This is a genomic window from Winogradskyella bathintestinalis (assembly GCF_030407435.1).
GTDB classification, from domain to species: domain Bacteria; phylum Bacteroidota; class Bacteroidia; order Flavobacteriales; family Flavobacteriaceae; genus Winogradskyella; species Winogradskyella bathintestinalis.
Window position 1 is genome coordinate 1 of sequence record NZ_JASDDK010000028.1, and the last position, 1,085, is coordinate 1,085.

At 27.2% G+C, this 1,085-nt stretch carries 1 rRNA gene; it reads right to left on the minus strand.

The annotated features are described in order from the left end of the window. Positions 1 to 975: 975 nt before the first annotated feature. A 5S ribosomal RNA gene (gene rrf / locus QMA06_RS16405) occupies positions 976 to 1,085 on the minus strand.

The following is a 1,085-nucleotide window of genomic DNA, read 5'->3' on the forward strand; positions in this document are numbered from 1 at the left end:
TTCATTCCCACAACATCTTTTTGTAAAATTTTTAAAATATTTTTCGATGTCGTTTTGTATAGTAATGAACGTTTTTCGAAACTCAACTTATTGTTTTTATTTCGGGGTGCAAATATAGAACCCTTTTCTAAACCAACAAGTCATTTTATAAGTTATTTTAATTATTTTTTTAATCATACTGAAAGCTAAAGCTTTACAATCATTATTTTCGTTCGTTTTAAATACATTATAAACCACAAAGCACTTCGTTAGTAGGTTTAGGACTCTATAAAGGTTCTTTAAAATTTATAAATACACTTTAAATATGAGCTGTGTCATACACATCATACAGTCTAAAGATTCAATAAATCTTATATATGTGATTCATTTTTTTCAATTTAAAATTGACTTAAATCATCATCACACCATTATGGTCTTAATTTGCACCTAAAACTACCGTATATAATAGTATAATTTACAGTTTAAATTTAACGACAGAATTTTCCTCTTATTCTAACTTGATCTATTATTCCTATTTATAATTAAAGACTGGGTAAAATAGTGGGGTACAATTTATAATAGTTGCGCTACTGTTTATAATTTATTTTCCTATTATACCAATTCTTACTATTTCAATTCTTACTATTTTAATTCTTACTATTTTAATTCTTACTATTTTAATTCTTAAGAGTAAGTCTTTTTTAAGCTGCAATAATTATAAATAGAGTAATAATCTCTTTCAGTTGGCCAATTAGTAAAGTCTTATGCCGAATTTTTATATATGTAAATATCAAAAAAGAGAATTGACCAACATGAATTATTATGAATGAAATCTACTTTAAATCAACCACTGAATTTATCTTATCAATATTTCCTCCTGAACTAACCTGAATTAAGTATAATTATCATAAAACTATAGATTTATGGTGCTATTGTAGCTTTTAAAATTTCATAAAACAAAAAAACCCTTACTATAAATATAGTAAGGGTTTCTAAAAAAGGCGGCGACCTACTCTTCCACAGTAAAGCAGTACCATCGGCGCAAACGGGCTTAACTACTCTGTTCGGAATGGTAAGAGGTGAGCCCCGTCGCTATAACCACCTTA